23 protein-coding genes are annotated in these 24511 nt (G+C 62.1%); 16 read left to right on the top strand and 7 right to left on the bottom strand.

Annotated features, from left to right (window positions below; all coding sequences use genetic code 11):
* The 5 genes from SM766_RS20650 to SM766_RS20630 all read left to right on the top strand — a co-directional run.
* On the top strand, window positions 1-356 hold a 356-nt coding region (locus SM766_RS20650), incomplete at its 5' end, for a biotin/lipoyl-containing protein (protein ID WP_368948940.1).
* A 284-nt stretch (window positions 357-640) separates the two neighbouring features.
* The gene (locus SM766_RS20645; RefSeq protein ID WP_368948939.1) at window positions 641-1558 is read left to right on the top strand and encodes a polysaccharide deacetylase family protein; all 918 of its coding nucleotides are present in this window, start codon (window positions 641-643) and stop codon (window positions 1556-1558) included.
* The gene (locus SM766_RS20640) at window positions 1555-2214 is read left to right on the top strand and encodes a cysteine hydrolase family protein (protein WP_368948938.1); all 660 of its coding nucleotides are present in this window, start codon (window positions 1555-1557) and stop codon (window positions 2212-2214) included. The genes SM766_RS20645 and SM766_RS20640 overlap by 4 nt, the downstream gene beginning before the upstream one ends.
* On the top strand, window positions 2211-3623 hold the full coding sequence (locus SM766_RS20635) for an MmgE/PrpD family protein (protein WP_368948937.1): 1413 nt from the start codon (window positions 2211-2213) through the stop codon (window positions 3621-3623). Before SM766_RS20640 ends, SM766_RS20635 begins: the two co-directional genes overlap by 4 nt.
* Window positions 3624-3745: 122 nt before the next feature.
* A complete protein-coding gene (locus SM766_RS20630; protein WP_368948936.1) occupies window positions 3746-4684 on the top strand; it encodes a LysR family transcriptional regulator in 939 nt (312 codons plus the stop codon).
* 5 nt (window positions 4685-4689) lie between these two features.
* On the opposite strand, the gene SM766_RS20625 is transcribed toward SM766_RS20630, so the two are convergent.
* The 4 genes from SM766_RS20625 to SM766_RS20610 are packed head-to-tail and all read right to left on the bottom strand — an operon-like array spanning window position 4690 to window position 9084.
* Entirely contained in the window at window positions 4690-6054 is a 1365-nt protein-coding gene (locus SM766_RS20625; RefSeq protein WP_368948935.1) for an MmgE/PrpD family protein, read from the bottom strand.
* A gap of 33 nt (window positions 6055-6087) precedes the next feature.
* On the bottom strand, window positions 6088-7374 hold the full coding sequence (locus SM766_RS20620) for a TRAP transporter large permease (RefSeq protein WP_065271399.1): 1287 nt from the start codon (window positions 7372-7374) through the stop codon (window positions 6088-6090).
* Between the two features lie 5 nt (window positions 7375-7379).
* Window positions 7380-8021 carry a TRAP transporter small permease subunit gene (locus SM766_RS20615; protein ID WP_368948934.1) on the bottom strand — a complete coding sequence of 214 codons (642 nt, stop codon included), beginning with the start codon at window positions 8019-8021 and terminating at the stop codon, window positions 7380-7382.
* Between the two features lies 1 nt (window position 8022).
* The gene (locus tag SM766_RS20610; protein WP_368948932.1) at window positions 8023-9084 is read right to left on the bottom strand and encodes a TRAP transporter substrate-binding protein; all 1062 of its coding nucleotides are present in this window, start codon (window positions 9082-9084) and stop codon (window positions 8023-8025) included.
* Window positions 9085-9431: 347 nt separating this feature from the next.
* Between SM766_RS20610 and SM766_RS20605 the strand changes: the two genes are divergently transcribed.
* The 3 genes from SM766_RS20605 to SM766_RS20595 all read left to right on the top strand — a co-directional run bounded on the left by SM766_RS20605 (window position 9432) and on the right by SM766_RS20595 (window position 11447).
* Window positions 9432-9995 (top strand): carboxymuconolactone decarboxylase family protein, encoded by a 564-nt coding sequence (locus tag SM766_RS20605; RefSeq protein ID WP_065271402.1) that lies wholly within the window; start codon window positions 9432-9434, stop codon window positions 9993-9995.
* 199 nt (window positions 9996-10194) lie between these two features.
* A complete protein-coding gene (locus tag SM766_RS20600; RefSeq protein ID WP_368948931.1) occupies window positions 10195-10842 on the top strand; it encodes a DsbA family oxidoreductase in 648 nt (215 codons plus the stop codon).
* A 2-nt stretch (window positions 10843-10844) separates the two neighbouring features.
* Entirely contained in the window at window positions 10845-11447 is a 603-nt protein-coding gene (locus SM766_RS20595) for a TetR/AcrR family transcriptional regulator (RefSeq protein WP_274838804.1), read from the top strand.
* Window positions 11448-11628: 181 nt separating this feature from the next.
* Here the strand turns inward: SM766_RS20595 and SM766_RS20590 are convergent, their stop codons facing one another.
* Window positions 11629-12501 carry a LysR substrate-binding domain-containing protein gene (locus SM766_RS20590; protein WP_368948930.1) on the bottom strand — a complete coding sequence of 291 codons (873 nt, stop codon included), beginning with the start codon at window positions 12499-12501 and terminating at the stop codon, window positions 11629-11631.
* A gap of 107 nt (window positions 12502-12608) precedes the next feature.
* Here SM766_RS20590 and SM766_RS20585 point away from each other — a divergent pair, with 107 nt between their 5' ends.
* Genes SM766_RS20585 through SM766_RS20555 form a run of 7 tightly spaced genes read left to right on the top strand, consistent with a single transcriptional unit; the run spans window position 12609 to window position 19463 of the window.
* Window positions 12609-13724: a polyamine ABC transporter substrate-binding protein gene (locus SM766_RS20585; protein ID WP_368948929.1), complete on the top strand. Its 1116-nt coding sequence runs from the start codon at window positions 12609-12611 to the stop codon at window positions 13722-13724.
* Window positions 13725-13780: 56 nt separating this feature from the next.
* Entirely contained in the window at window positions 13781-14668 is an 888-nt protein-coding gene (locus SM766_RS20580; protein WP_368948928.1) for an ABC transporter permease, read from the top strand.
* 3 nt (window positions 14669-14671) lie between these two features.
* Window positions 14672-15490 (top strand): ABC transporter permease, encoded by an 819-nt coding sequence (locus tag SM766_RS20575; RefSeq protein ID WP_368948927.1) that lies wholly within the window; start codon window positions 14672-14674, stop codon window positions 15488-15490.
* Entirely contained in the window at window positions 15490-16608 is a 1119-nt protein-coding gene (locus SM766_RS20570) for an ABC transporter ATP-binding protein (RefSeq protein ID WP_368948926.1), read from the top strand. Before SM766_RS20575 ends, SM766_RS20570 begins: the two co-directional genes overlap by 1 nt.
* On the top strand, window positions 16605-17867 hold the full coding sequence (locus SM766_RS20565; protein WP_368948925.1) for an amidase family protein: 1263 nt from the start codon (window positions 16605-16607) through the stop codon (window positions 17865-17867). Before SM766_RS20570 ends, SM766_RS20565 begins: the two co-directional genes overlap by 4 nt.
* Before the next feature lies 1 nt (window position 17868).
* The gene (locus SM766_RS20560) at window positions 17869-18762 is read left to right on the top strand and encodes a polysaccharide deacetylase family protein (RefSeq protein ID WP_274866846.1); all 894 of its coding nucleotides are present in this window, start codon (window positions 17869-17871) and stop codon (window positions 18760-18762) included.
* Between the two features lie 2 nt (window positions 18763-18764).
* Window positions 18765-19463, top strand: coding sequence for a DUF1989 domain-containing protein (locus tag SM766_RS20555; RefSeq protein ID WP_368948924.1), 699 nt, complete (start codon window positions 18765-18767; stop codon window positions 19461-19463).
* 93 nt (window positions 19464-19556) lie between these two features.
* Here SM766_RS20555 and SM766_RS20550 read toward each other — a convergent pair whose 3' ends face one another.
* On the bottom strand, window positions 19557-20225 hold the full coding sequence (locus tag SM766_RS20550; RefSeq protein ID WP_368948922.1) for an FMN-dependent NADH-azoreductase: 669 nt from the start codon (window positions 20223-20225) through the stop codon (window positions 19557-19559).
* A gap of 133 nt (window positions 20226-20358) precedes the next feature.
* Here SM766_RS20550 and SM766_RS20545 point away from each other — a divergent pair, with 133 nt between their 5' ends.
* Window positions 20359-21243, top strand: coding sequence for a LysR substrate-binding domain-containing protein (locus tag SM766_RS20545; RefSeq protein ID WP_368948921.1), 885 nt, complete (start codon window positions 20359-20361; stop codon window positions 21241-21243).
* Window positions 21244-21358: 115 nt separating this feature from the next.
* Here the strand turns inward: SM766_RS20545 and SM766_RS20540 are convergent, their stop codons facing one another.
* Entirely contained in the window at window positions 21359-24127 is a 2769-nt protein-coding gene (locus SM766_RS20540; protein WP_368948920.1) for a hypothetical protein, read from the bottom strand.
* Window positions 24128-24511 lie beyond the last annotated feature (384 nt).

Raw genomic sequence — 24511 nt, 5'->3', positions numbered from 1 at the left:
GCCTGCAGGCCATCGGCGAGACCGATGAGAACGGCGAGGTGAAGGTGTTCTTCGAACTCAACGGCCAGCCGCGGGTGATCCGGGTGCCGAACCGTCTGGTGAAATCCACCACCGCTGCCCGCCCCAAGGCCGAAGCGGGCAACCCCGACCACATCGGCGCGCCGATGCCCGGCGTCGTCGCCTCGGTCGCGGTACAGGTTGGCCAGCAGCTGCATGAGGGCGACATGCTGCTGACCATCGAAGCGATGAAGATGGAAACCGGCCTGCACGCCGAACGCGACGCGGTGGTCAAGGCCGTGCACATCCAGCCCGGCGGCCAGATCGATGCAAAGGACCTCCTCATCGAACTGGAATAAGACACAAAGCCAATACCCAAAAAACCACACTCGGATGCGCAGCGCCCCGGCCCCGTTAAGGCCGGGGCGCTGCGGTTGTCGGACCGGTTCGCGGCCATACTCACCAGCTCCGGCAAGCTGCCATCGCGTTTTGTTATAACCGCTTGCACCCAATGGGATTGGTACCTGTGACCCCCTGCTGACATTCTGATGACGGCATCTTTTCAAAGCTGCCGCAGGATCCGCATCACGCGCGGGTTACCGGAAAACTCCGACGCAATCGTCGAATAAATTCAGGATGGAACATGGACGACGTCTTGTCACCGCCTGGGGCGCTTTCCAGCGCGCTTCAGGCCAATCCCCGCATTCCCTACCGGCTGGCGCATCAGCAACCCCCTTTGCAGGGGCCGGGCGGCAAACGCCTGATCGTCAACCTGGTGGTAAACGTCGAATACTGGCCGTTTGATCAGGATATGCCGCGCAAGGTGCTGACCGCACCGCATGGGCGGGAGCAGGTCCCGGACGTGCCGAATTTCTGCTGGGCGGATTACGGCATGCGGGCCGGGATGGCGCGCCTTCTGTCATTGCTGACATCGCGCGGGTTGCCGGTGTCCGCCAGCGTCAACGCGACCGTCATCGACGCCTACCTCGATTGCGCCGAAGCGATCCGCGATGCGGGCTGGGAATTCATCGGTCACGGCATGCATCAGACCAGTCTGCAGGGCGGCAGCAGCGAAACGGATGTCATCCGCAGCACATTGCACAAGCTTGAGCAGTTCACCGGACGCCCCGTGCGCGGCTGGCTGAGCCCGGGACTGCGGGAAACCACGGACACCCCGGACATCCTCTCGGCCCATGGTGTGGAATACCTCTGCGATTGGAACGTTGATGACGTACCGCAGCGGATGCAGGCCATGCCGACCCCGCTGATTGCCATGCCCTACACGCTGGAGATCAACGACTCGGTTGTCTACGCTGTGGAAAAACACAGCTCTGCCGAAATGCTGAAGCGACTGCAGGCGACGCTGGCCTGTTTCGACAGCCCCGAGGAACCCGAAGGGGCGCGGGTGCTTGGGATAGGTCTGCACCCGCATCTGATCGGCGTGCCCCACCGCTTCCCCTATCTGGTGCAGATGATCGACCTGCTGCAGGCCCGAGACGACGTCACCTTCATGACCGGATCGCAGATTGCCGACTGGTACACAGAGGAGGCAGCCCGATGAACCGAGATGAGCCCGAAATTCTGGACGATTTCGCCGCGCGCTTCGCACCGCATCATACTGCGCTGCTGATCATCGACATGCAGAAGGATTTCTGTCTCGACGGCTATGCCACCAGCCAGGCCGGGCGACCGCTGGATGCCGCGCGGGCCATCATTCCCACCTTGCAAGACCTGCTGAGCGCAGCCCGCGCGGCAGGTGTTCTGGTTTGCCATGTCGGGTTCTGGACGCTGGAGCGGCACCGCAGCGATACCGCGCCCTGGCTGGCCCAGCGCAGGCGCGCCACCTATGCCTCGGACCGGATCGCGATGGAAGGCAGCGAAGGTGCTGAGTTCATCCCGCAACTGGCCCCGAAACCGGGAGAGCCGGTGATCCACAAGCACCGCTACAGCGCCTTCAAGGGCACCAATCTGGACACCGTGCTGCGCGCCCGGGGGATCCGGTCGGTAGTGCCAACCGGCGTTTCGACCAACGTTTGTGTCGAAAGCACGCTGCGCGATGCATTCGAGACCGGACATTACACCGCCCTGCCCCGCGACGGCTGCGCCTCGTGGAATCAGGAACTGCACGAAGCAACCCTCAAAACCGCCAATGCCCGCTTTGGACTGGTCTGCGACAGCGCCGATCTGATCAAGGCCTGGAAAGGAGCCCCCCAATGAAAGACGCAATGACCAAACAGGACAGCCTGACGGCCGAGGCCGCAGGTTTCGCCGCCAGCCTCGCCTATGAGGATATTCCCGCAGAAACGCTGCATACCGCCAAACGCTGCATCATCGACGGGCTTGGCGTCATGCTGGCAGGCACCGAGCAGGAAGCTCTGCAGGTCGCCGACCGTTACCTGCGCAAGGCCGGAGCGCGACCGGTGGCCCGACCTGTCGGCAATCCGGATCTGCAGCTTTCGGCGCAGCAGGCGGCCTTCTGGAACGGGCTGGCCGGGCATGCGATGGATTGGGACGACACCCAGGTCGCCGAAGGTCCAAACCGGCCCTATGGCTTGCTGACCCATCCGACCGTGCCGCCGCTGGCCGCCGCCCTGGCGCTGGCCGAAACCAATCCTAAGGTCAGTGGCAAGGACCTGATCACCAGTTTTGTTGCCGGGGTCGAGGTCGAGTGCAAGATCGCCGAGGCGATCAATCCCGACCACTATAACCTCGGCTTCCACACCAGCGGCACAATCGGCACCTTCGGGTCGGCGGCTGCGGCAGCGCGGATGATCGGCCTGGATGGTGATCGTACCGCGCAGGCCCTGGGCGGCGCGGCCTCGATGGCTGCGGGGATCCGCGCCAACTTTGGCAGCATGGGCAAACCGATGCACGTAGGACGCTCGTCGGAGAACGGCGTCACCAGCGCGCTGCTGGCGCAGGAAGGCTTTACCTTCAACGGTGAGGCGCTCGATGGCAAATGGGGCTATCTGTCGGTGGCAGGGCGCGGCGGCGAGCCGGACCTTGTGATGGGTCGCTTTGGCAACCCGTTCTCGCTGAGCGAACCGGGCGTCAGCATCAAACCCTATCCCTGCGGAGTTCTGACCCATCCGTCGATGGATACCATGAAGGCGCTGATGGAAGAGCACGCGCTGTCCCCAGAGGATATCGAAAGCGTCACGCTCTTTGCTTCAAACAACATCCTGCATCCGATCCGCTTCCGCATTGCCCAGACCGAACTGGAAGGCAAATTCTGCATGGCCTTCCTGCTGTCGGCGATCATCCTGACCGGTCGGGCAGGCAAGGCTGAATTCACCGATGCCTTCGTGCAGAGCCCGGAGTGCCAGGCTATGCAGCAGCGCGTCGAGACGCAGTTCGATCCCGATATCGCGGCGATGGGGCACGAAAAGATCCTGTCGCGGATTGAGGTGGTGACGAAATCGGGCAAGACCATTCAACGCTTCTCGGACGACCGCTATCGCGGCGGGCCGGACAACCCGCTGTCCGATGAGGAACTGGAAGGCAAATTCATGGATTGCGTCTCGGGGATCCTGTCCGACGCACAGACCCGCAAGGTGCTCGATAGCATCTGGTCGCTCGACACATTGCCCAGTGCGCGCGGCCTTCTGGATCTGGTGAACGGCTGATCCCCCCAGTCCGGCGGTTTCGTTTTGTTCCGTGATCTTTCTGTTTTAAACTATGCCTGCCCCGGGCATCAGTCCGGCCGACAGATCGCAACGGACCATCACGAACCGCCGGACTTTTTTCCATGGAAATGCGCCAATTACATTATTTTGTCGCGCTTGCGGACGAGGCAAGCGTGTCACGCGCCGCCGTCAAACTGTCGGTGGCGCAACCTGCGATCAGCCGTCAGCTGAGACTTCTGGAAGAGGAACTGGGCGTGCCCCTGTTCCATCGTACCGGGCGCGGTATGAAACTGACCAGCGCGGGCCGTGTCTTTGATGGCCGCGTGCGCAAGATTCTGGCGGATATCGGAGAGATGGAGCACGATGTCCGTGCCTTGAAAGGCGTTATAGAAGGCAAGGTCACGCTTGGCGTGCCACCGACGGAAAGCCACATCCTGCTGCCGCGCCTGCTCGACACCCTGCGGCGTGAACACCCGGGCGTCGATCTGCGCATCGTCGAGGCCTTCAGCGGTGATGTGAGCGAACTTCTGACCACCGGCCATATCGATGTCGCCCTGTTCTACAAGGCACCGCGGACCAAGCATTATATCGCTGATGAGCTGCTGCATGAGAGCCTCTACCTGCTGCAACGCGGAGACACGACCGCCCCGCCAGAGACGCCGATCCAGATCACGGACCTAAAGGATTACCCGATGGTGCTGCCCAGCCGCCGCCACGGCCTGCGCGCGCTGCTTGACCAAGTCTGCAACGATATGGGCGGCTCGTTGACCGTGGAACACGAGGTGGACTCGCTGATGACCATCGTGCGCATGGTGGAAACCGGCAATGTCGCCACCATTCTGCCCTTCAACGCGGTACAGCGGGAGATCGCGGAGGGACGCATAGTCGCCACTCAGATCGATCCCATACATCTGCGTCGGACATTGGTTCTGGCCACGACCACGCACCACCCGGTGCGGGCGTCGATGCGCATCGTCGCCCAGCTCTGCGGTGATATCGTGCATGATATGGCCGCCAGCGGCGAATGGCAGGGCATCCTGTCAAAGCGGCAGGCCGATTGACCGCGCTAGGTCGCCGGGCACGCCAGCTCCATCAACTGCCGCACGTCCTGAAGCCTGTCGAGATCTGCAATACGGTCTTCCAGCGCCACAATCCGCGCCTCCTCAAGCGGCTGCAGGGCCGCGCGGCAATTGGCACGAAACTTGTCAGAACGTTGCCCTTCCGAAACCGGGTTCGACGGATGGCCCAGCGCCTGGCCAATGGTTTCCTCAGCCCGGGTGCCATCTGCATAGGTGATAGAGACACGGCTGGGGCCAAAGGCACTTGGCTCTGCCATGTCAAAGGTGTCCACTTCGATCCGCGCAGCCAAGGCCAGGACCTGCGGATCGCGCAGGGCCTGCGATGAGAAATGCGCGCCTGCCACATCACCCGCCAGAAGACAACGCGCAACGCAATATGAGAGGCAAAGGCGTGCGTAATTCGCAGGCATCTCCGGCCCGACCGGACGCCCTACCAGAGAATGGGCCACCGGCGATACGGTGACGGTCACGCGGTGCAGATCTTCCTCGCTGCAAGCACGGCGCCGCAACAAACGCAACACCGCCTCGATCGCGCCATGGGTGGCCCGACCGGTTGGAAAAGGCTTTTCGACCACGTCCTCGATCCGGCGGATGCCTGTCATGGCCGCAAGGGCCGTGGGCAGGTCGGCACCATCCTCGAAGAGGTTGAAATAACCGAAACGTCCTTCCAGAGTATCCTGCGTAGCCAGAAGACCGGCGCGGGCCAGATCGACGGATTCGACCGCAGCGCGCGCATTAAAACCGATCTGCAGGGCAAGCAGCATGGTGCCCTCTTCATGGGCCTGCATTGATCCGCAGGATTGCGCATATTGTGCACCAAAGGCGTTGATCAACTGGGCACGGTCCAGATCTGCGATCTTTCCCGCCGCCGCCACCGCGCCGAAACCGCCCAGGACGGCGGGCCGGAAAAATTTCATCGGGGCCGTGCCCGCCAGCCCCAGGGTTGCAGCGACATCGACGCCCGCCACCACAGCCTCAATCAAGGCGCGTCCGCTGACGCCGCCGCGCGCCTCGGCGACGGCAAGGGCTGCGGGCAACACGGCCGTCAGCGCATGCACCACGGCATCCTCGTGCAGGCAGTCGAACTCTGAATTGTGAATGCAGTAAGCGTTATAGAGCGCCGCCAGACCTGCAGGGAAGCGCCCCTCCCGGCCAAAGACATGCGCATCTGCGCCCTGCCCCCACCCGGCGCTCGATGCGAAAAGATCGCTGGTCCACTGCCCGGTGCTGCCGCCAAGCCCGACGCCGACCGTGTCCAGGATCAGCCGCCGCGCCGCCGCGCGGGTTTGTTCGGACAATTCATCATAGCGAGTTGCGATGACGTGATCGGCGAGGATTGCGATGGCATCCATGAAACTATCCTTCCTGTAAGACGCGGCGTCTGATCAGTTCATCATGTCCGGCAGCCACAATGCGATCTGCGGGAAGGCAACGACCAGACCAATCATCACCAGCAGCATCCCCACGAACGGCAGGGTCCCGGACATCACATCATTCATCGACCCGCCATTGGGACGGGTGCTTTGCACCACGAACAAGTTCAGGCCGATGGGTGGCGTCACCAGCGCAGTCTCCAGTAGCAGCATCAGGATAATGCCGAACCAGACCGGATCGAACCCCAGCGATACCACGATCGGCGTAACGACCGGTACGGTGGCAATCATCATCGACAGGGTCTCCATGAAACAGCCCAGCACAATATAGAAGATCGCGATCACCAGGATCGTCTGATAAGGGCCAAGACCCAGGGTGCTGACGAAATGCTCCATCGCGGCCGCCAGCCCGATTGCCGCAAACACAAGATTCAGAAAATAGGCAGCGATGATGATCAGGATGATCATCGCGGTGGTGCGCATGGTGCCTTCGAATGCGGTCAGCAGAACCGGGCGCGATAGCGCACCAAAACCCGCCGCCAGGATCAGGGCCGCGATCACACCCAGTGCCGCCGCCTCGGTCGGGGTGGCAAAGCCGGCGTAGATCGACCCGACAACCACGGCAAAGATCGCCGCCGGAGGCAGCAGATGTGGCAGGCTCCTGAGACGCGCGCCCCAGCTGGTGGCAATGCGTTTCCCGCCCCATTTTGGGTTCAAGAGACAAGCCACCGCGATCAGCGCCATGAACAGCCCGGCCAGCAACAACCCTGGCAGGATCCCGGCGAGATAGAGGTTCGGCAGCGAGGTATTGGTCATCACCGCGTAGATGATCATGTTGATCGAAGGCGGGATCAGGATGCCAAGCGTCCCGCCGGCGGCCAGCGTGCCAAGGAACAGTCGTTCGTTATAGCCATAGTTGGGCACTTCGGGTAGCGCCACGGTGCCGACCGTGGCCGCAGTGGCAACCGAAGACCCCGAGGTTGCTGCGAACATGGCGGAGGTGCCGATATTGGAATGCATCAGCCCCCCGGGAAGCCAGCCCAGCCATTGCGACAATGCCATATACATCCGCGAGGAGACGCCGGTGCGCAGCAGAATCTCGCCCAGCAGAACGAACATCGGGATGGCGACCAGAAGATTATTGGTACTTGTGGACCAAGCAAGATCGCCCAGCGTACGCACCAAGGGCATCGGAGAGTAGATTTCGGCCAAGATCAGGCCAAGGACGCCCATGACTGCGGCCACTGGCAGGCTGAGCAGGATCAGGACGATCAATGTGGTAAGAGCAGTGGCGAGCATAGCCGTTATCCTTGTCTCGCGTGGTTGAGGTCGGTCAGCATGGCGTGTTCCTCGACCTCATCATCCACGGGTTTGATACCTGCAATCCGGCTGATGCCTTCGGTATCACGGCGCCAGAGATATCCGAGCGAGCGCAGACACAGGAGCAGCAACGTCAGAACGAAGAAGACAAGCCCAGCCACCCACAGGGATTGCGGCAGCCACAGCGGCACTTGCAGCGCAGAATTGGAACGCGATCCGAAATCAATGCTGTTTTTCAACAGCTGTCCGGCCCAATAGGTCACCAGGAGCATGAAGCCGGTCATTGCGCCGAGACTTAGAAGATCCAGCAGCGCGCGGATACGCCGGTTCGCGATATTGTAAAGAACGTCAATGCGGATATGGGCGTGTTCCAGCAGAGCAAATGACAGGGTCCAGGAGACCGTGACCGCCAGCACATAGCCGGTGATCTCGTTCATACCGCCAAGGGTCACACCAAAGAACTTGCGCAGGAGCACCTCAACCATGACCAGGAAACAGATCACGACCAGCGCAAGGCCGGAAACCCAGGTGGCAAGGCGGCTGAGCCTGCGGGCGCCTTTCAGCACCCGGTCCAGAGACGTTCCCGCCTCTGGAGTTTGGGTATTTGTCGTCTCGTGACGCGACATCTCAGTTCACTTCCACGGTCATCCCGACGACCGGACCGATCGTGCGGTTGAACTCGTCCACGCACTCCTTGCCACAGCGTTCGGCCCATTTCGGCAGGATGACGTCCCGGGTAATTTCCTCCAGGAGCTTGTAGTCTTCCTCGGTGACCGAAACGAGCGTCATGTCGGCCTTGGTTCCGACCTCGCAAGGTTCAATGCCCACGTTGCAATTGATGCCGACCTGGGTTTCCTCGCCCGCACCTTTCCAGATGTCGGCTTCCAGCGTGTTCAGCTCCTCTTGCAAAAAGGACTGGGTCTCCGGGTTGAGCCGGTTCCAGAAGCCAAGATTCGCAGTGGTGACCATCGTGCTCCAGCCGACGGGCAGCGCATAAAGATGGGTCGAAACCTCGAACCACTTGGCCGAATTGCCCGACAGGGTGCCGGTGATGGCGCAGTCCACCACCCCGGTCTGCAGCGCGGGGATCACATCCGCAAAGGCCATCGTTACCCCGGTGCCGCCCAGCGCCGACACGAATTCCGACAGGGTGCGATTGCCGGTGCGGACCTTCTTGCCGGACAGATCGCTGAGGTCCTTGATCTCGCTGTTGCAGTAAAGAACCTGCGCCGGATAGGGCCAGGTGGCCAGGACCTTCACGCCGTATTTGTCCGCAAAATAGGAATCCAGAACCGGCTCATAGGCTTCGGCGATCGCATGGGCCGTGTGCACAGTCGGGGCCAGACCCGCAAGATCGGCGGCCTCGTTGCGGGCATCATCCGACGCAGTATAGCCAAGCACCGTGGTGCTGACATCCACCACCCCCTGGCCGGTCAGGCGCAGGATTTCACCGCCCTTCAAGCCCATCTGGTCAAAGCCGCGGGCATTGGCGGTGATCCGTCCCCCCGAGGCTTCGGGCAGGTGCTTGTCCCAGAATGCCTGTTCGTAGTTTTCATAGGACGACAAGAAGGAAACAGACCCCAGGACATTCATCTGGACGCTCTGGATTTCGGCCTGGCCTGCGGTTGCTGCGAGCGATGCAACCGCAAGAGCGGCGCCGATCCCGGTCAGCTTGGTTTGAGGTTTCATCTCGGATATCTCCCTGATAGCGGTTCGGCGGCGATTTTTGGGTCCGGCACGCAAGGCCAGGCCACCGATCATTGTTGAGCATCACCAATGCAGGCGATGCTTCGAACCTACCGCCGTTTCGCCGAGACGCGAAAATCAACCAGATATGCCGAATTGTTATAGCTGTGCGCCCAAAGGAGCCTCAGGGGGATAACCTCTTCACCAAGTCGCAGCCTCACGAGTCACATTTGAGTGATTGCTCAAATTCCACATTGAGTGATCACTCAAACTCTTTAGATAGGGTACCACGCGGTGATCGCAGCCGCGCAGAGATATGACGTCTCCAATCCAACCAAAAGGCACCAACCATGACCAACTTCCAGCTGCACACCGAAGAAACCGCCCCCGCAGACGCCAAGCCCATGCTCGCCAACTCCAAGGCAGCATTCGGCTTTATCCCTGGCCTGCACGCCGTCATGGCCGAAGCGCCCGGCCTGCTGGAAGCCTACCAGCGCGTGCATGAACTATTCTCCAACTCCAGTTTCGACGCAGATGAGCTGACGGTTGTCTGGCAGACCGTGAATGTCGAAAACGAATGCCACTACTGCGTTCCGGCCCATACCGGGATCGCCAAGAGCATGAGCGTCGATGATGCGATCACCGACGCGCTGCGCAACGGCACGCCGCTGCCCAATGCCCATCTCGAAGCCCTGCGGACCTTCACTCTGCAGGTCGTACGTCAGCGCGGTGTCCTGAGCCCGGAAGAGGTTCAGGCTTTCCTCGATGCGGGCTTCACCAAGCGTCAGATCCTCGAAGTCGTCCTTGGCTACAGCCAGAAAATCATGTCGAACTATACCAACCACCTGGCCGAAACTCCGGTCGACAGCGTGTTCGAGAAATTCGCATGGTCCGCTGACGAAAAGGCCGCCTGATGACACTGTCCGGGGCGGTCGGGATGCGATCTCCCCGGACATACCGCACAGGGTGACACGCGGCTTGTCCGTGCCTTAGCTATGGCCCCGGCCGATCTTTGGCGTGAAAACCTGACTTGCGGTTCTGATCATCCATGCACTATGCGCCAGGGGCGCTCTGCCCCTGGCCAACAACACGCACAAACACGAAAGACGCAACATGACGGATCAGCCCCTTCGCATCGATATCATTTCAGACGTGATGTGCCCGTGGTGCATTATCGGCTTCAGTCAGCTGGCACAGGCGCTGAAAGAGACCGGAACAGACCACGAGATCCACTGGCATCCCTTCGAGCTGAACCCCGAGATGCCTGCCGAAGGGCAGAACATGCGCGAACATATCATCGAAAAATACGGCTCCACGCCTGAGCAATCGGAACAGGCCCGGGCTCAGATGACGGAGCTTGGCAATGACCTTGGCTTTAGCTTCGCCTTTTCCGAAGACACCCGCATGCACAACACCTTCGCCGCGCATCAGTTGCTGCATTGGGCGGAGGAACAGGGGCGCGGGCACGACCTGAAAATGGCGTTTTTCACCGCTCACTTCACCGATGGCCGCAATATGTCGGTTCCCGAGGTTCTGGCCGATGTCGCAGGCGAAATCGGGCTCGACCGGGCAGAGGCGCGGGCCGTGCTGCAGGATGAACGTTTCGCTACCACAGTCCGCGAACGCGAAGGGTTCTGGCTGCAACAGGGCGTGCGCGGAGTGCCTGCCATGGTGTTTGACCGTCAGCATCTTGTCACCGGTGCACAAGGCGTTGAAAACTACTCGCGCATTCTGGACCACCTGGCAAAACAAGAGGCCTGATTATGGCGCGTGCTGCCCCCTATGACCGAGACGCGACCCTGGACGCCGCGATGTCGTTGTTTTGGGAACGGGGGTATCACGCGACCTCTCTCAAGGATCTCGAAGCGGCGCTGTCGATGAAACCCGGCAGCATCTATGCCGCCTTCAAGAGCAAGGAGAACCTCTATCTCCTTGCCATGGAGCGCTATACTGACCGGTTCCGGGCGCTGTTCCGGGAGCGGATCGCCAAGGCCTCTTCACCGTTGCAGGGGATGGCAGATTACCTGCATGGTTTTGCAGCCCTGCCCGAGGAGGATGCCGCCCGACAAGCTTGTATGCTGGTCAAGACCATCGTTGCGACACGCTCCACCGAACCGGCCATCGCGGCCCAATCTGAGGTCTACCTGACCCTGATGCGGGACGAGTTCCGGCAGATGTTCGAAGCCGCGCGAGCACGCGGGGAGATCCCTGCTGATAGCGATTGCTCTACCCTCGCCCGCCGTTTTCAGGCCTACGTAAATGTCTTGCGCCTCGAGCATCATCAGGGAACGGACGAGCGGGAAATCGAAGCCCTTGCCCGAAGCCTGGCATCAGAGATCGAGGCACTCCGCATAGGAAAAAAATAGCAGGACAAACAAGTCTGTGGGTGCGGACCTGCAATACTGCAAAGGAGACACTGGGGCCTGTGCGAGGTCTGATAGAGCGTGTCGAGGCTTCACCAGAAATGATGTGCTTGCCGATCACGTTGATCGATCTCGGATAGCACCAGCCATTAATAGGTGGCGGATTGCGGCCAGATGTTTGGTCTCACGCCTGTTCAGCGGCTTGCCTGAGCCATTCGGCGAAGATCTTGACGCCGTGTTTGTTGCGCGACAGCGGGTTGAGTACGAGGCAATAGGAAAATCCGCGCAGTTCTGGACCGGGGATTTGCCGGTAGCGGCCTGAACTCAGGCCTTCTTCGACCAGCGCGCTGCTCGACAGAAGCAGCCCCAGTCCCTGGTCCAGCGCGTTGAATGCCGCGCTTTCGTCACTGAAACGGGTCATGCGCTCCGGCGGGAATGGTTCCCCGGCCTCCTTGAACCAGTCTTCCCAGGTCGGACCGCCCATGTCGGGATTGCGCCAGCGAAAGCCCAGCAGCCGGCTGTCCTGCAAACACGTGTCAGAGCACCCGGCCAGGCTGACGGGGAGGTAGCGATCACAGATCAACACCTCCGACTCCTCGCTTGCGGGGTCTTGCGGGCCGTATCGGATCGCGAGGTCCAGCCGGTCGGATCGCAGATCCAGCACGTCGTCGTTGGTCTCCACCTCGACCCTGATGTCGCTGTGCGCCTCGAAAAACGCGCCCAGACGCGGCAGCAGCCAGCGTTCCGCAAAGGCATAGGTGGTGGTAACCCGGACCAGCAGTTGTTCGACATCCTTGTCGAGCATCGCAAAGGCCTCGCCCAGGGTATCGAAAGCCATCTGCAGCTTTGGGAACAGCTCCTGCCCGGCGGGGGTAAGGGCGATCTGGCGGGGGCGGCGCTCAACCAGCTGGAAACCGAGATACGCTTCCAAATGCCTAATTTGGTGGCTAATCGCGGTTGCAGTCACGCCAAGCTCCTCGCCCGCATCGGCGAAGCTGAGCCTCCGGGCCACGGCCTCAAAAGCGCGAATTGCGTTTAGTGGCGGTAGCTTACGCATATCGCCTCCCGCTTGCGCAAAAAATATCTCAGCATGGGCTGATGAAAGGTCATTTGTTTTTCGGCCCCCTCTTTCTGAAGCTTGTGGAGTGATAAAGGGAGGCTAAAATGACACGCAACATTATCACCACACGACGCCAGTTGATCAAGGGGGGGCTTGCGGCTGCGACCGTGCTCACCAGCCCGAGCATTCTGCGCGCGCAGGGTCGCCGCGATCTTACGATGCTCACCTGGGCCGGCCATGCCGACCCCGATGTAATCGGCGCATTCGAAGAAGCCCACAATGTCCGCATCCGCGCCAAGGAATATGTCGGCGGCGACCAGATGCTGGCGCAGATCGCCCAATCTCCCACCGGCACCTATGACGTGATCCTGGCGGACGCGGAATATGTGGTGCAGCTGCAGCAGGCGGGCTTTATCGAACGGCTGGATCCTGAGGACTACCCGTTTGACGACTTCTTCCCGGAGTTCCAGAACTTCCGCGGTCACTGGTTCGACGGTCACCCCTATGCGGTCTTCCTGCGCTTCGGTTACCTCGGTCTGTCCCATAACCGCGCCGCGATGAGCGAGGCGGACGCCCGCAGCTATCGCAGCATGTGGGACGCGCAGCACGAAGGGCGCATCGGCCATTTCGACTGGCACCTGCCCAACCTGGGGGCGCTGAGCCTGCTGAATGGTAACGAAGCGCCGTTCGATCTGGGTGACCAGCAGTGGAACGAGCTGACCGATACGCTGATGACGCTCCGGCCTCAGGTGCGCGGTTTCTATGACTACGGCGGCATGCTGTCGGCGCTGCGCTCCGGCGAGGTCGCCGCGATCCCCGGCATCGGTGACTGGATCACCGGCGTGCTGGCCCGCGATGGCGCCGATGTCACCACCACCATCCCCGAGGAAGGTGGCCTGCAATGGACCGAGTCGCTGTCGATCGGCGTTGGCTCCAAAAACCAGGATCTGGCACGCACCTTCATCCAATACATGATGTCGCCCGAAGGGCAGGTGAAAACCGCGACGCTCAAGGCTTATCCCGCGATGATCCCGACGCGCTCGGGCTGGGCACGGCTGAACGACGAGCTGCCGGGCGAGGCGAAGCGCCAGAACATGGTGCTGAACGGGCCGAACGCGCTGGATGAGATCCGCGCCGGGCGAATCCGTCTGCGCGAACTGCCGGTGCAGCAATCGCTTGAAGTGTGGAACGACGCCTGGACGCGTTACAAAAACGCCTGATGCAGGTCCGGTCCCGGCGTCACAGCCGGGGCCGCAGCCCTATCGGAGATACCGACATGACATCCCCAGCACTCCCGGCCCGCGCCCCGACGCGCCGGTTCCAAACCCTTTATCTTCGCGCCTGGCAGGCCCTCTGGGTGCTGCCGCTTCCTGCCTGGCTGCTGCTGTTCTTCGCGGTGCCGCTTGGCTTGCTGGTGGCGATTTCCTTCTGGTCCGTGGTTAATTACCGGCTGACCCCCGACGCCTCGCTCGCGGCCTGGCGTTACGTTCTGAGCCTCGATTTCCTCTGGGCCAGCTTCTGGCGCAGCTACGGGCTCTCGCTTGCAAGCGCGGCCGCGATTTCGCTGCTGGCCTTTCCCGCGTCTTATGCGATGGCCTTTGTCGCCGCGCCGCGCCAGCGGCTGGTGCTGCTGGGGCTGGCGATTGCGCCGTTTTTCACCAGCTACCTCGTTCGCATCTATTCCTGGCAGGTGTTCCTCGCCGAAGGCGGTGTGATCTCCTCCATCCTTCAGGCGTTTGGCGGTGAGGGGGAAAGCCTTCTCAACACCTATTTCGCGCTGTTCCTCGGCCATGCGACGCTGGCGCTGCCGGTGGTGCTGATCCTGCAGACCATCGCGCTGGCGAATGTGGACCGGGTCGAGATTTCCGCGGCCGCGAACCTCGGCGCGCGTCCCGGAGCGATCCTGTTCCGGGTGATCCTGCCCGCAGCCCGCCCCGGCCTGACCCTCGGGCTGCTGTTCGCCTTCCTGCTGTCCTATGCGGAATTCGTCAGCGCGGCCTATCTCGGCGGTGGTTCTTTCCAGACCCTGCCGATCCTCGTGACCGACCTTGTGCGTGCCGGTCAGCAATGGCCCCGCGCCGCCGTGGTGTCGCTGCTGATGATCGCCAGCCTGCTGGTCACCGCCTTCGTAACCGTCCTCTGGGCGTATCGCGAGAAAGGATAAGACATGCCCCCGCATCTGAAACATGCCTTGCCGAAAGCCTTCTGGATTGCCGGACTCGCAATGGTCTTCGTGCTGCTTTATGCACCGATCGTCTCGGCCGTCCTGTTCTCCTTCAGCGCCGACCGTTTCCCGAGCCTGAATATGTCCGGCTTCAGCACCCAGTGGTATGCGCAGGTCCTGACCGACCGTGCGATGCTCGAGGCCCTGTGGAACAGTCTGACGGTTGCCGGGCTTACCGCGCTGATCGCCACCGCGCTGGGATTTGCCGCCGCCTATGCGGACTACCGCTTCCGGTTCTTCGGCCAGAAGGCGGTGCTGGCGCTGGCCCTGCTGCCGCCGACGGTGCCGCTGGTGATCCTCGGCCTCGCGATGCTGGCCTTTTTCTCCCGCATCGGCATCGCCGGCACGCTGACGGCGGTGATCGCCGCCCATGTGGTGATCGCCTCACCCTTTGCGATGGCGGTCTGCCGGTTGCGGCTCGCGCAGCTGGATGACACGCTGGAAATCGCGGCGCAGAACCTCGGCGCGCAGCCATCTTCCGCGCTCATCCGCATCGTGCTGCCGCATATGGCGCCTGCGATCCTCGCCGCCTTCCTCATCACCTTTGCCGTGTCGTTCGACGAATATGTGATCTCCTGGTTCACGGGCGGTTTGAACCAGACCATCCCCGTTGCGGTTCTCAACACCCTGCAGGGGCAGGTCGACCCGACCATCCACGTGATCGGCACAATGAGTTTTTCCGTAACGCTGACCCTGGTTCTGATCGCGCTTGCCGTGGTCCTGAGCCAGAGCGGCGGCGCGATGTCTAAGGAGGAGACATAATGACCAATACGCATCTGAAATTGGACGGGCTGGCCAAGACTTACGGCAGCTTCGTCGCCGTCGAAGAGTTTTCTCTGGATATTGCCCAAGGCGAGTTCATCGCGATCATGGGGCCGTCGGGCTGTGGCAAGACCACGACCCTGCGCATGCTCGCCGGTCTGGAAACCGCAAACCGGGGCGAGATCACGCTCGCGGGCACCCGGATCGACCAGCTGCCGGTCTGGGAGCGGGAAACCCCGCTGGTCTGGCAGAGCCTCGCGCTGTTTCCGTTCATGACCGTGCGTGAAAACGTCGAGTTCGGTCTGAAGATGCGCGGCGTGTCCCGCTCCGAGCGCCGCCGCCGCGCCGACGACTGGCTGGAGCGGCTGGGCATTTCCAGCTACGCCGACCGCAATGTCGCCCGGATGTCGGGCGGCCAGCGTCAGCGCGTGGCCCTGGCCCGCAGCCTCGTTCTGGAACCGAAAGTGCTGCTGCTGGACGAACCGCTTTCGGCGCTGGACGCTCATATGGCGATCAAGATGCAGGGCGAGTTGAAAAAACTGCAGCGCGAGCTTGGCATCACATTCGTCTATGTCACCCACAGCCACTCTGAAGCCTTCTCGCTCGCGGACCGCGTGGTGATCATGAACGGCGGCCGGGTGGAGCAGATCGGCAGCCCGCAGGACATCTTCCTGCGCCCACGCAGCAAGTTCGTCGCGCAGTTCGTCGGCGGGATCAGCCTGCTGGAGGGACGGATTTCCGGCAAGGAGGACGGCAAACGCTTCCTGGAAACACGCGACGGCAAGGTCCAGCTTGCCGACAGCAGCGGGCTGACACAAGGCGACAGCGCCGATCTGGCTGTACGGGCGGACAGGATCTCTGTGACCGTCAACCCCGGCTGGGGCGAGAACGAAATCGCCTGCACGCTGGTGTCAGAGGAATTCGCCGGTGCGGTCGTCAATCTGCATCTCGAAACCGCATCTGGCCACAGCCTTGTGGCGCAAGTCCAGCAGCGCGAGCTCGAGCAGCTGGACGCAAGCACCGGGGCGCGGGTCTATGCCTCCTGGCACCCCTGCGACGGCTTTATTCTGGAGAGCGCGCAGCAATCGGAAGCAGGCGCCAAGGTGAGGGCCGCATGAGTTCTGTTCTCGACAATACCATGGAGGCTCTGAAAAGGGCCGGACAGGAGGGGGAGGTTTTCCTCTCTCTCCTACCAGAGCGCGCCCGCGCCGAAGCCCGTCAAAGCGATGATCGCACAGAGAAATTAGGCCCCCTCGATGGGGCCACCCTTTCTTGGAAGGACATGATCGCGATCGAGGGCGTCACCGCGCGGGCTGGCTGCGCCCACTGGCGCCCCTCAGCCCCCGCCGCGGCGGATGCAGAGGTGGTGGCGCGCGCCAGCAAGGCCGGTCTGATCAGCATCGGTGTGACCAATCAGTCCGAGCTCGCGTTCTCCGGCATCGGCTACAATCCGCATCACGGCACTCCGCTTCTCGACGGGCGGGTGCCGGGCGGCTCCTCCTCGGGGGCTGCGGCCTCTGTCGCGCGCGGGATCACCCGCCTCGCTGTCGGCACCGACACTGCTGGCTCCTGCCGGGTGCCTGCGGCGTTTCAGGGTGTTGTGGGCTTTCGCCCTACGCGCGGCCGCTATCCGATCAGCGACGTGATGCCGCTCGCGCCCAGCTATGACACGGTTGGCAGCTTTGCCCGCTCGGTCAGCGATATCATCGAGCTGGATGCGATCCTGTCCGGCGACAACGCCCGCCCGGACGCGGCCAGCGGCCTTGCGGTGCTCAGCGACGTGCTCGACGCGGGCGATGTCTCCGCGCCGGTCGCTCAGCGCTGCAGAGAGGCGGTCGCGGCGCTCGCGCAGGCGGGCGTGTCCATGGAGCAGGTCAGACAGTCGCCGCTCGCCGAGGCGCTGGCGCTGATCCGCGCGGGGGGCTGGCCGGGCGCGGTCGAGGCGGTCGAGACCTACGGGCATCTGCTGGACACCGAGAACGCCCGCCACCTCGACCCCTTTGTCGCGGCGCGGCTGCGCGCCTCCGCCAATCTGGACCCCGAGAAGATCGCCCGCGTCAAAGAGGGCGCGCAGGCGCTGCGCAAAACCGTGCAGGCCTCCGATGCCGTCTACATTCTGCCGACCGCTGCGATCGAGGCGCCGTATCTGGCGCCGCTGCTGGAAGATCCCGAGAGCTTTGCCGCAACGAATGCTGCGGCGCTCCGCCTGACCATGCCCGCCAGCCTGCTGGATCTGCCCGCCATTTCCCTGCCCGTCGGCAAGACGGACGCGGGCTGCTGGGTGGGTCTGCAGCTGGTCGGCGCGCCGGACAGCGACCGCACTCTGCTCGCCACCGCCGCAATGGTCGAAACGCTGCTGATGCAAAAGGAACCCTGACATGATCCGAAACCCGATAAAATGGCCGAACGGCGCCCGCTGTGCCTGTGCGATCACCTTTGACGTCGATGCTGACAGCCTGATCCACATCGCCCGCCCCGACGACGGGCACCGCCGCCTTTACCCGATCAGCATGGGCCGCTATGGCCCGAATTCCGGCGTGCCGCGCATTCTGGACACTTACCGGCGGCTGGGGCTCAAGCAGTCCTTCTTCATGCCCGGCTGGGTGATGGAGCAATACCCCGAGACGGTCGAGGCGATCCTTGCGGGCGGCCATGAGATCGGCCACCACGGGTATCTGCACGAAGACCCCGCCGAACAGAGCGCCGAGGAACAGACCTATTGGTTCGAACGCGCCCTCGAGGTGCACCGGAAGATGACCGGCAGCACCCCGCGCGGCTATCGCGCCCCGGTCTATAACGTTACGCCCGAAGTGCTGTCGCTCGCGGTGAAACACGGGCTGACCTATGAAAGCTCGATGATGGCGGACGATCTCCCCTACCGGATCGACACCGCATCCGGCTCTCTCTACGAGCTGCCGGTGCATTGGGGCAGCGACGACTGGCCGCCTTTCGCGCATTTCGACGAGATCGGCTACAAGATGCCGGTGATGTCGCCGCGCCGCGGGCTGGAGGCCTCGTTTGACGAGTTCGAAGCGCAATACGAGGCCGGTGGCCTCTGGATCGGCATCTGGCACCCGTTCCTGACCGGGCGACTGGCCCGCTGGCGGGTGGTGGAGCGCTGGCTCGAAGAGGTGCTGTCGCGCGGCGATGTCTGGTTCGCTCCGCTGGAAGAGATCGCCGCTTATGCCGCCAGCCAGGAGGCCGAAGGCGCCTGGCAGCCGCACCGCGAGCCCGCCGCCCCCTACCCACATCCTGTCCTGATGGAGAAATGAAGATGGATAGCCTCAACACCCCCTTTGATGCCGCACGGCCCGACGGTGAGAACCCGAGCGCGCATCAGATCCTTGCAGAGGATGGTCGCCTCAGCGTTGGCACCACCTATACCATTCCAGCCCGTCAGGGGCGGGCAATGCGCGTGAAAAAGGGTGAACTGCTGTCGGTCATCAACCGCGACGGCAGCCAGATCGGCGATTTCTGGGCCTTTGCCGAGGGCGACTGCAACGAATACCTGTCGATGGAGCACCTGCGCCCGACGCTACGGCGCGTGTCGCCGCGCCCCGGCGACGCGCTGGTGACCAACCGCCGCCGCCCGATCCTCACGCTGGTTGAGGACACTTCGCCCGGCGTGCACGATACGCTGGTCGCCTCCTGCGATGTGCACCGCTACGCGCAGCTGGGCCACGAGGGCTATCACGACAATTGCACCGACAACCTGCGCATGGCGCTGGGGGCCATCGGCCTGCGCCCGACATCGGTGCCTTGCCCGCTGAACCTCTGGATGAACACGCCGGTCGTCGACGATGGCGCGATGGAATGGCGGGCTCCGGTTTCGAACAAGGGCGACCACGTGCTGTTCCGCGCGGAAATGGACGCGGTGGTGGTGATTTCCTGCTGCCCGATGGACCTGCTGCCGATCAATGGCGAGGATGCGCAGCCGAGCGCGCTGGAAGTCCTGCTGCATCAGGACGCCTGAGTGACCTCGGTCGCACAAAACACAGGGGGCGCGGATCGAAATCCGCGCCCCCCGATTTTTCTGTCTCGGATTTTACCGTCGCAGACGGATGTCTCAGGCGGCCTCTGCCGCTGCACCGGCCAATTTCGCGGCCAACTCGCGGGTACGGGTCTCTGCCGATTCAACCGAGGCCTCGTGACGCGCGTCCTTGAACTCCTGATATTCGATCGCGATGGTATCGATATCCGCCTGCGCGACGCCGAAGTAATGCGCACAGGCCGCCAGCGCCGGGTCAAGCGCGTTGAGATGCGCCCGCACACCGCCGGGAGCAAAGCCGAACTCGCCGCGCGAGGACAGCACCACCAGCCGCTTGCCCGACAGGATCGGCTCGATCGGGGTGTCGCCACGCGCCAGATCAAAGGAGAAGGTCCGGCCGATCCGCGCGATATGGTCGATCCAGCCTTTCAGGGCGGTCGGCATGCCGTAGTTGTACATCGGCGCGCCGAGGACGACGATATCCGCCGCGATCACCTCATCGACCAGCTCGTCGGACAGCGCCAGACGCTCACTCATCCACGGCTCGCGCTCTTCGGGCGGGGTGAAGGCCGCGTGAATGAATTTATGGTCGATCGCGGGGATCGGGTTCAAGCCGACATCGCGGGTGATCACTTTCGTCTCCGGTGCCTGAGCCAGAAATTTTTGCGTGAACAGCCCGGTCAGATGACGCGTGAGGGAGCGTTCTTCAAGCTGGGCGCTTGCATCAATTCGCAACAGAGTGGGCATGGGAAATCTCCTGAGTTTTTCCACTTCGCGCCATGCCTACCAAGTGGCCAACCCACTGGCGAAAGCGAATATCTCAGGGCCTGGATGAATAGAATTCATCCAGGCTGCACCCCAAACGGAAAGGAAAAGATCGATGCGGCGCCTGCCTCCGCTCCACGCACTCCGCGCCTTTGAAGCCGCTGCCCGACACCTGCATTTTGCCCGTGCCGCCGCGGAACTGCACCTGACGCCGACCGCAATCAGCCACCAGATCCGCCAGTTGGAAGAGATCCTCGAGGTGAAACTCTTTCATCGCTATCCGCGCCCGATCCGCCTGTCGGCGGAAGGCGAGGCCCTGTATCCGGTGCTGCGCGAGAGTTTCGACCGAATGGCCGACACCATCGCAGGGATTTCCGAGCGGGATACGGACCGCCCGTTGACGGTTTCCGTCACGGTGGCTTTCGCCAGTCTCTGGCTCATGCGGCGGCTGCCTGCATTGCGCAGCGAGGCCGGGATGAACCTGAAGGTCGAGGCTGACAACCGGCCGGTGGACCTGTCCGGCGGCGATGTTGATTTTGCGGTGCGCTATGCCCTCCACCCAGAGCCGGGAGGCCAATGGTTGCCGCTGTTCGAAGACAGCCTGATCCCGCTCTGCGCACCTGACCTGCTGCGCCGCTGTCCGGTCAACGACGACGCCGGTATTCTGCGCCTGCCGCTGATCGAATACCGCTGGAGTGGCGACGCAGGAGCGGCGCCCAGCTGGCAACGCTGGTGCCGCGCTGCCGGACTTACGGGCGAGGCACCAGAGGTTACACAGTACTTTTCCGAGGAAATCCATGCTATCGACTCGGCACTTGCAGGTCAGGGCGTGGTGCTGGCGTCCAGCGCCCTCGCCGCCTCTGCTATGGCAACCGGGCAGCTGGTACGCCTATCCGATACGGACTTGCCCGGCAGAACCTTCTGGGCAGTGAGCCGCGCCGATCATCCGCGCTTTGCCGAAGTGGAGCATTTCGCAAACTGGGCGCGGGCGCGCGGGTAGGTTTGGCAGCACGAGACGTCGTGCTTGCAGGTTTGATGTGTGCTGCAAGCATCCCACTGGCAGCCTTCAGTATAGGAGGCTGCCGCGAGGCTTCATCAGCGGACTGCTGGTCCGATCAGGTGAAGAGGAAAGTCTCCGCGAGGTTCAGGTCATCGACCGCGATATTTTCCACCAGCACAGACGTCTCGGCAAACGTCATCAGGACGTCGTCACCCGATTGGGCAAACGTGATTTCGTTCAGGGCCTCTGCCCCCCTGGTGATTTCAATGGTGTCGGAGCCGTAATCAAAATCCGTGATCGTGTCGTTGCCGACATTTTGGCCGAATACAAACCTGTCCGCCCCGAAGCTCCCGGTGAGCAGATCATCCCCGGAACCGCCTTTGAGCGTGTCCTGTCCACGTCCACCGTGCAGGGTATCATCGCCGCGTCGGCCAAGAAGTTCATCATGACCGCTACCACCGTCAAGTTTATCCCTCCCCTGGCCGCTGTAGAGAAGATCGTCGTCCTTGCCGCCAAACAGTACATCGTTACCCTGCGACCCCCTCAGAGTGTCAGAGCCGGAGTTCCCTTTCAGGGTATCCTGACCCCAGCCACCGATGAGACTATCGTCACCGGCTCTTCCGAAAAGCGCGTCATGCCTCCGACCTCCGTCGAGAGTATCCGCCCCTTCGCCACCGTAGAGAAAATCGTCGCCGCCTCCTCCGAGCAGCAGGTCGTCACCACTCCAGCCCCGCAGTGTGTCAGAGCCTGAGTTCCCTTCCAGGGTATCCTGGCCTAGACCGCCAATGATGCTGTCCTCTCCGTCCTGGCCGGTCAGGTGATCGTCGCCGTAACGGCCACGAACCACATCATCCTCATGCGTTCCGTCCACCTCAAAGTCGCCATAGCGGATCGCCGTCGTGGCAGAACTGGAAACGGCTTCAGAGGTGCCCTCATCATCAGTATAGCGGGCCACGACTGTGATCGCTGCCCCGACATCGCCCAGGGTGAGAGTATAGCTGCTGTTGGTGGCGCCGGAGATATCCACGCCGCCCCGCTGCCACTGATAGCTGATTGCGCCGAGCCCATCCTTATCCGCAAGAGTGTTGCTCGCGGTCAGAGCCTCACCCGTCTTCGCCGTACCGGAAATAGCGACCGCGCCGGTGGGGGTATCATTGACGTTCGCCACGGCGGAGGTTGCGGAGCTGGTGACGCTCTCATCCCTACCAAAGTCATCTGCGTAAGAGGCAACCACGGTGATCTGCGCGCCGACGTCCGCCTGCGTCAGCGTATAGATGGCGCTGGTTGCACCGGAGATATTCACCCCATCTCGCTGCCACTGATAGCTGACAGAACCGAGACCATCCTCATCCGCAAGCGTATTGCTCGCGGTCAGCGTCTGATCCTCGGTCGCCGTGCCGGAAATGGAGACCGTGCCGGTGGGGGTATCGTTTACATTGCTGACCGTCGCAGTGGGGTCGCTGGTGACAGTCTCGACCGTGCCGTGCCCGTCAGTATAGGAGGCCCGTGCCGAAATCTCTGCGCCGACATCCTCCTGGCTCAGCGTGTAGCTGTCCCCGGTGGCACCAGAGATTACGCTACCGTCGCGCAGCCACTGATAGCTGACGGTGCCAAGCCCATCCGCGTCGGCGAGGGTGTGGGTTACCGTGAGGGTCTCCTCCTCACTCACGGTCCCCGCGAGGGTTACCGTACCCGTCGATACGCTGTTTGTGCCGAAAATCTGACCATAAACTCCGTCGAAATCCCCGTCCTGGCCCGTCGATTCCCATATGACGACGAAGCTGCCACCAGGCAGCGCCGCCACGACCGGAAACGCCTGACTGTTGTCGGTATAGGTGTTGACCTGAAATTCAGAACCGATGGCCACCCCCGCCGCGTTGAAACGCTGTCCATAGATGCCAAAGCCGCTCCCATCCTGACCGTCTGAGTACCACGTGACGACAAACCCGCCATCGGACAGCGCTGCCACACTCGGACGGTACTGACCATCGGCCGTATAGGTATTGATCTGAAATTCAGAACCAACGGCCCCCCCCGCCGCGTCATATCGCTGGCCATAGATCCCAAAACCATCGCCGTCCTGAGCACCTGATTGCCATGTTACGACGAAACCGCCATCCGAAAGGGCCGTGACGCTGGGATAATACCGGTTGTCTGTGGTTTCAGTATTGACCTGGAATTCAGAACCGACGGCAACCCCGGCCGCATCATAGCGCTGGCCAAAGATGCCCTCGGTATTCCCGATCCCGCCGGCTGAGTGCCATGTCACGACAAAGCCACCATCGGGCAGCCCCGCCACGCTCGGTTCATTCTGATCACCGACCGTTTGAGTATTGACGCGGAACTCCGATCCAACGGCAGCCCCAGCCGCATCGTACCTCTGGCCATAGATATTGCCCCTTGGGCCCTGACCGTATGAAATCCAAGTAACGACAAAGCCGCCACCGCTGAGATTGGTCACACTTGGAAGAGCCTGAATGTCATTCGTATAGGTGTTGACCAGGAATTCGGACCCGACCGCATTCCCGGCGGCATCATACCGCTGGCCACCGATGCCAAAGGAATCCCCGTCCAGACCGGCTGAGTGCCATGTGACGACAAAGCCTCCAGCATTAAGCCCCGTCACGCTTGGGATAGCTTGATCGCCAACTGTATATGTATTGACGAGGAATTCAGGACCGATCACAGCCCCATCCGCGTCATAGCGTTGGCCATAGATTCCAGCACCATCGCCGTCCTGATCTCTTGTTTCCCATGTCACGACGAATCCGCCACCCGACAGCGCCGCCACGCTGGGCTGCCTTTGACTGGAAACCGTCTCCGTATTGACTAGGAATTCAGACCCCAGGGTCAGGAAGGTTTGCGATGAGGTTCGTGTGACCATGTGGACAGGGTTCCTATAGAAAATGGGTCTTGTCTAAAGGCGCGCATACAAAGTGCACGCCGCAAAATGGATGGGCCTCCGCCGACAGTGTCGGACGCGGCTTGGAACTGTTTTTCTGTGCGGAAAAATGTCGAACTTGCTAACGGTCTGATAGACTAAGCGCCAGAAGGCTGCGAATGAAAGAGATAGGTCACATCACGTTTTTGTGTGCTTTCAGGCATTCACTAGAGCCGCGTAAACTTAAAAGATCATGAGGCTTTCCTCTTGACCTGCCCCCCGAAATCTCCCGCACTTTAATGTAGAGTTTGCTCAACCTCTTGATGGAGCAAACAGATGCGAAAGAGCCGTTTTACAGAAGCACAGATCATCGGAATGATCAAAGAA

The sequence above is a fragment of the Pseudophaeobacter sp. A-200-2 genome, from assembly GCF_041008815.1.
Lineage (GTDB): Bacteria > Pseudomonadota > Alphaproteobacteria > Rhodobacterales > Rhodobacteraceae > Phycobacter > Phycobacter gallaeciensis_A.
The sequence above is the reverse complement of the archived record's forward strand: the minus strand, read 5'-3'. Positions and strand labels throughout refer to the sequence as shown.

Excerpts from the sequence above, each read along its gene's own strand:
- SM766_RS20540 (WP_368948920.1), bottom strand. The coding sequence starts at position 24,127 with ATGGTCACACGAACCTCATCGCAAACCTTCCTGACCCTGGGGTCTGAA.
- SM766_RS20580 (WP_368948928.1), top strand. The coding sequence starts at position 13,781 with ATGACATCCCCAGCACTCCCGGCCCGCGCCCCGACGCGCCGGTTCCAA.
- SM766_RS20620 (WP_065271399.1), bottom strand. The coding sequence starts at position 7,374 with ATGCTCGCCACTGCTCTTACCACATTGATCGTCCTGATCCTGCTCAGC.
- SM766_RS20550 (WP_368948922.1), bottom strand. The coding sequence starts at position 20,225 with ATGCCCACTCTGTTGCGAATTGATGCAAGCGCCCAGCTTGAAGAACGC.
- SM766_RS20615 (WP_368948934.1), bottom strand. The coding sequence starts at position 8,021 with ATGTCGCGTCACGAGACGACAAATACCCAAACTCCAGAGGCGGGAACG.
- SM766_RS20590 (WP_368948930.1), bottom strand. The coding sequence starts at position 12,501 with ATGCGTAAGCTACCGCCACTAAACGCAATTCGCGCTTTTGAGGCCGTG.
- SM766_RS20560 (WP_274866846.1), top strand. The coding sequence starts at position 17,869 with ATGATCCGAAACCCGATAAAATGGCCGAACGGCGCCCGCTGTGCCTGT.
- SM766_RS20545 (WP_368948921.1), top strand. The coding sequence starts at position 20,359 with ATGCGGCGCCTGCCTCCGCTCCACGCACTCCGCGCCTTTGAAGCCGCT.
- SM766_RS20600 (WP_368948931.1), top strand. The coding sequence starts at position 10,195 with ATGACGGATCAGCCCCTTCGCATCGATATCATTTCAGACGTGATGTGC.
- SM766_RS20595 (WP_274838804.1), top strand. The coding sequence starts at position 10,845 with ATGGCGCGTGCTGCCCCCTATGACCGAGACGCGACCCTGGACGCCGCG.
- SM766_RS20640 (WP_368948938.1), top strand. The coding sequence starts at position 1,555 with ATGAACCGAGATGAGCCCGAAATTCTGGACGATTTCGCCGCGCGCTTC.
- SM766_RS20570 (WP_368948926.1), top strand. The coding sequence starts at position 15,490 with ATGACCAATACGCATCTGAAATTGGACGGGCTGGCCAAGACTTACGGC.
- SM766_RS20585 (WP_368948929.1), top strand. The coding sequence starts at position 12,609 with ATGACACGCAACATTATCACCACACGACGCCAGTTGATCAAGGGGGGG.
- SM766_RS20555 (WP_368948924.1), top strand. The coding sequence starts at position 18,765 with ATGGATAGCCTCAACACCCCCTTTGATGCCGCACGGCCCGACGGTGAG.
- SM766_RS20605 (WP_065271402.1), top strand. The coding sequence starts at position 9,432 with ATGACCAACTTCCAGCTGCACACCGAAGAAACCGCCCCCGCAGACGCC.
- SM766_RS20565 (WP_368948925.1), top strand. The coding sequence starts at position 16,605 with ATGAGTTCTGTTCTCGACAATACCATGGAGGCTCTGAAAAGGGCCGGA.
- SM766_RS20610 (WP_368948932.1), bottom strand. The coding sequence starts at position 9,084 with ATGAAACCTCAAACCAAGCTGACCGGGATCGGCGCCGCTCTTGCGGTT.
- SM766_RS20625 (WP_368948935.1), bottom strand. The coding sequence starts at position 6,054 with ATGGATGCCATCGCAATCCTCGCCGATCACGTCATCGCAACTCGCTAT.
- SM766_RS20635 (WP_368948937.1), top strand. The coding sequence starts at position 2,211 with ATGAAAGACGCAATGACCAAACAGGACAGCCTGACGGCCGAGGCCGCA.
- SM766_RS20645 (WP_368948939.1), top strand. The coding sequence starts at position 641 with ATGGACGACGTCTTGTCACCGCCTGGGGCGCTTTCCAGCGCGCTTCAG.
- SM766_RS20630 (WP_368948936.1), top strand. The coding sequence starts at position 3,746 with ATGGAAATGCGCCAATTACATTATTTTGTCGCGCTTGCGGACGAGGCA.
- SM766_RS20575 (WP_368948927.1), top strand. The coding sequence starts at position 14,672 with ATGCCCCCGCATCTGAAACATGCCTTGCCGAAAGCCTTCTGGATTGCC.